The 4,728-nt window shown below is 62.2% G+C and carries 3 protein-coding genes; 1 reads left to right on the top strand and 2 read right to left on the bottom strand.

What is annotated here, in order from left to right; all coding sequences use genetic code 11:
- On the top strand, positions 1-2,626 hold a 2,626-nt coding region (locus tag Q0288_RS16080), incomplete at its 5' end, for a translocation/assembly module TamB domain-containing protein (RefSeq protein ID WP_299432709.1).
- A gap of 34 nt (positions 2,627-2,660) precedes the next feature.
- Here Q0288_RS16080 and Q0288_RS16075 read toward each other — a convergent pair.
- Entirely contained in the window at positions 2,661-3,860 is a 1,200-nt protein-coding gene (locus Q0288_RS16075; RefSeq protein ID WP_299432706.1) for a polysaccharide deacetylase family protein, read from the bottom strand.
- On the bottom strand, positions 3,842-4,728 hold an 887-nt coding region (locus tag Q0288_RS16070), incomplete at its 5' end, for an MFS transporter (protein WP_299432703.1). The genes Q0288_RS16070 and Q0288_RS16075, both read right to left, overlap by 19 nt.

The following is a 4,728-nucleotide window of genomic DNA, read 5'->3' as shown; positions in this document are numbered from 1 at the left end:
CAGCGGCGGACTCAACCTGGCGGCCTATGGCCTGGGGGTGGCCCTCGAGGGTAAGGGATCCCGCGCCGATGTGCGCATTACACATCCCGAGACCCCCTGGCTTCCCTGGAAGAGCGGGGCTTTGAGTGGGCAGGTTGGCCTGGACGGACGCTGGCAGTTGGGCTACCGAGATGCCGAGCAGAAACAGCAGATCGAGGCCGAGGGACGCTTGCTCGAGGCCAAACTCAGCGCCAGGGGGCCCTGGATCGAGGGTCAGATGAATTACTCGGGCCAGGGTGATTGGCAGGGCAGCCTTGGCATCAACCTGCCCTTAGAATTTCTCGCCAGCCGCCTGCAACTCACCCTCGAGGGCCAGGAAACCCTGACCGCCAGAGGCAGCCTGGGGGGCGATCTGGGGCGTCTGGAAGTGGAGGCCAGTCTGGCCCGCGATAGACTGCAGGCCCGTACCAGCTTTAGCGACCTTGCGCTCGAGGAAATTCCACAGGTCAGCAGCCGTCTACCCTTTATTACCGGACGTGCAACCGGGTCGCTGGATTACAACCAGGGCCAGGTCGAGTTTAACCTCCAAAGCCCTGGTCTGCGGGTCAGGGGCGACAACCTGGCCCTGGCGACCCGTGTCCAGGGTTCCTTTGGTAACGGCCTCCTGCGTGCCGACCTTAGCCTCGAGCGCGCCGGCAGTCAGGGTGCGTTGGGCGAGAACGCCGTGTTGGGCTCCAACCGCACCACTGCTAACGTGAGGCTGGAAAATGGCATCCTCAGCGGGGAAGCCACCGCCGCGTCTTTTCCCCTGCACTGGCTGTTTTCCACCTGGGCAGGCGATCTGGCCGGACAGGCCTACTGGACGGGCAAGACCACCTTTAGCTTCGATACCCGCAACCCCTGGGCCTCCAGGGGCATCTGGGTGGGGGAGTACCTGCGCTTCCAGGGGGGGGGCGATACCCTGGTGGGCACCGCCGCCCTGCGTTTCGAGCAGGAGCGGCTCTACATTGACCAGCTGGCCCTCTCGGGCAAGGGCACCTGGAGCGGCTCGGGTTACTATGGTCGGCAGGGCAGCAACCTTCGCCTGAACCTGGAAAACACCTCCTTCACCCCGGTTCTACAGGTGATTCCCAACCTCAAGCCCCTGGCCCCCGAGGGCAGCGGTACCTTGCGGCTGGCCTCCAGCGGACAGGTCTTCGACCTGACGCTGGAAAACTTCGACTTCAAACTGGGGCCGGTACGGGCCGAGACCCCCCGTGCCGTGCTACGGGTGGGCGATACCGCCAGCGCCGAAGGGCGCATCAAACTCACCGCGCCCTACCCGGCCGAGGCCGAGCTATCCGGCGAAGGCAACCTCAGTAACTTCACGGTGCGGGCCAGGGGCAGTGCCAACCTGCCCCTTCTGAGCCCGGACGAGCCCTTCGACCTGAGCTTCAACTACCCCGCCTACACCGTGGACGCAACCCTGCAAAATCGGGAGGCCCGTTTGTACGGGACGCTGTTCCCCCAGCTGATCCTGACCTTGCAGGGGCAGGTGCCGGTCAGCTATCCGCAGTTCTTCTTGCTCGAGGGTCTGCTCGAGACCAACCTCATTCTGCGCTACCAGCGTGGGGCCTATGTTGTCCAGGGTTCCGCCGACGTGATCCGTGCGCGACTGGGTTTGCCCGAGGGGCAGCGCGAAGTCGCCATCGCGGCTCCTCCTGAGCCGGGGGCCGCCCGTGCAGCCAGTGCGGTGCCGGTGGAGTTTAGTAATATTCGCCTCCGGGCCGAACGAGGCGTGCTCATTCAAGAATCACTGGCCCAGGGGGAGCTGGGGGGTGAGCTGTTTCTCAACGGTGACTTCACCAACCCGTACCTCTCGGGTGAAGTGGTGCCGCTACGAGGCAACTTCAGGCTCTGGGATCGCGATTTCACCATCCGTGACCGCTTGCCCGACGAACGGAGCTATGCCCGCTTCAGCCCTGCGGCGGGTATCCTGCCCGATCTGCAGATCGTGGCCGATACCCAGGTACAAGACCGGGGTCAGGACAACCGGCGAATCCAGGTCAACCTCACCCTTAGAGGCCAGTTTGTACGGCAGAATGGCCGAATCAGGGTCAACCTCACACCGACCTTTATCGCTCGATTCAACAACGATGTAGCCCGCAAGAATGACGGTCAGCCCTATACCGATGCCGAAATCTATGCCCTGTTGCTGTTGGGCCGCTCCGACCTTACGGCGCTGCCCGCCGATATTGCCCAGACCGGTCTACAGGCGGCAGTGCAGAACTTTATCGTAGGGCAGCTCGAGCGCGAGCTGGCCAAGGCCCTGGGTTTGGATCAGGTCAGGGTAGAGATCCCCGCGCTGAACGGGGGCGCCATCGAAGAGACCCGTTTTACCATCGGGCGCTACCTGTCTCCCGAGCTATTCTTTGCCTATACCGTAGACTTACGGGGCTACCAGACTATTTTCGCAGAATACCAGCAAGGCGATTACCGCTTTCGTTTCAGCAGTGAGATTCTCCCGCGCCCTCGCCCCGAGTTCACCTTTGGCTACCGTATCCGCCCGATCGGGGCCGACCTGACCTTCGATATCGCTACCGGGGTAGGCGATGGCATTCGCAACGATGGGGTCAAGTTTGGCCTGGGTTTCAACTTTCGCTTCTGATCTCTCTGCAACGCACTGCCCCAGGCGGGCAGGTTCAGGGCTTGTCCCCGGCACTGTTTACTGCAAACTCCGCCAGATTCCTGCGGGTCGAACCATATTTGCCCAGGATTGTTTGGCGGGAAATGTAGACCATCTGGGCGGGCTCACTCAGTAGATGTCGGGAGATCTCGCCCCGGTAGAGCCAGGCAAACCAGGCCGTGGTGATTTTGGACTGCCACTGCATGGTGCGGGAAACGGGGTGGGTCTGAAAGCCCAGGGCTACCGCCCCCTGACCTAGATAGCTATGGCCGTACAGGAACTGCACCTCGGGGTGCTGCTCCAGAAATTTCACGCTTTGCTTAAGGGTCTCGCGGAAAGCCCGGATCACCTGGATGGGTGTCATGGCAGCTAGCCGGGCCGACTCAAAATGGATGTGCGCACAGGGGGTTCCTGCGGGATACTCAGGCAGATCGGGGCCCGGGTAGGACTGGATTTCCAGACGCAGCACATGGTTGTAGCGATGGCCCACCCGGATGTTGCCCGCTTGCTGGTCGTAGCGCTCTTCGTAACCCTGATTAATTCGCATCAAAGCCTGGCGTGGGCCTAAAGGCTTTAGGGCCAGCGCATCCATCGTGACTGGCCGAAAGCCGTTTTCCAACAGCTTTGGCAGCAGTAACTCCAGCACTCTCAGCGTACGCACAGGGCCGTCGTGCAGCAGCACCACCGAGCCACCCTTCAGATAAAACATGATCCGCTCGGTCAGTTGTTCGGCGGGCTTGTCCAGCCAGTCCTGCGACTCGAGATCCCACAGGGCTACCTGCTTGCCTTGTAGTCTGGCGAAAAGTCGGGTGAAAGGAGAGTGAATGCCCCAGGGAGGCCGGTAAAGTCTGCCGGGGCTGCGCAGAATGTGAACCCACTCCGTCCAGGGGGCCATCCAGACCGCCGGACGGTGCCAGAAGCCGTGGGCTTCGACCTGGTGTCCGGCCTGCCGAATTTTGTCCACCAGTTCGGGGTGCTGGCGGGCATTCTGCCCGGTCAGAAAAAAAGTGGCCTTACAGCCATGCCGGTCTAGCAAATCCAGGACTGCCGTAGTCTGACCGGAAGGCCCATCGTCGAAGGTAAGTGCGATGGCTGGCTCGGCTCGGCTGCCCCAGGCCAGTGCTCCCAGCCCCATCCAGCGCCCCAGGACGTCTGCCAGCCCGTAGGCCAGGAGGCCAGCGACCAGGACTGAACCGATTATCGTCGCGATTTCCACCAGGGTCTCCAGAGGGCCAGCGCGTAGAACAGACTAAGCACCAGCATGATTGCTCCACCGGCAAAAAAGGGTGCGTTGTTGGCAATAGCGGCCGCCATTACCCCGCCCGCTGCGGGGCCGATGGCGTGACCCAGGCCCTCCACGGTCATGATGGTACCCCAGGCAGCGGCCCGATTGTTTTGGGGCAGTAGTCGCACCAGGAGGGCATTCCAGGCCGGGCCGAAGCAGCCAAAGCCAAGGCCCCCCACCACGGCCAACAGAATTAATACCGGCAGCTCGGGCTGAAACCCCAGCCCGATCATGGCCAGTCCGATCAGGGCCAGCCCGGTGATGAGCAAACCCCTGGGGCCTTTGCGATCGGCATAGCGGCCTGTCCAGATCAGAAGGCCGGTTGAAATTACGGCCCCCAGCACGATCAAAACCACAATCCAGAACATGCTCAGGCCCATCCCCTGGGCGTACTTGAGCAGGTAGAAGCTGAATAGAGCCGGAGCAAAGGTCTGCCCGAAGGCGGCTGGAATAAACAACAACAGCCGTCGCCAGGGGTACAGTTCCTGCTTGGGAGCGCGGACTCGCTCCGGCTTGAAGACCAGCGAAAGGCCCATCGCGATGGGAACCACCTGGCTCCACACCAGGATTGAGATGGCCAGGTCGGGACTGGTCTTTGCGAGAAAGCCTACGGCCAGGATGCCAATGCCGGTCCAGGGTGAGATCAGCATATTGGTCAGGGTGACGGCCCGGCTGGAAATGTTCTGGACATATTCCATGTTGACAAGGAATGAGCGGTGCGGGCGCAGAAAGATCTCATAGGGGGCCAGCTGCCGGGCCAGATCGTCCATGCTGCCGGTGCTCTCCAGAACGCCGCGGT

The organism is uncultured Meiothermus sp. (genome assembly GCF_937863175.1).
GTDB lineage: Bacteria > Deinococcota > Deinococci > Deinococcales > Thermaceae > Meiothermus.
The sequence above is the reverse complement of the archived record's forward strand: the minus strand, read 5'-3'. Positions and strand labels throughout refer to the sequence as shown.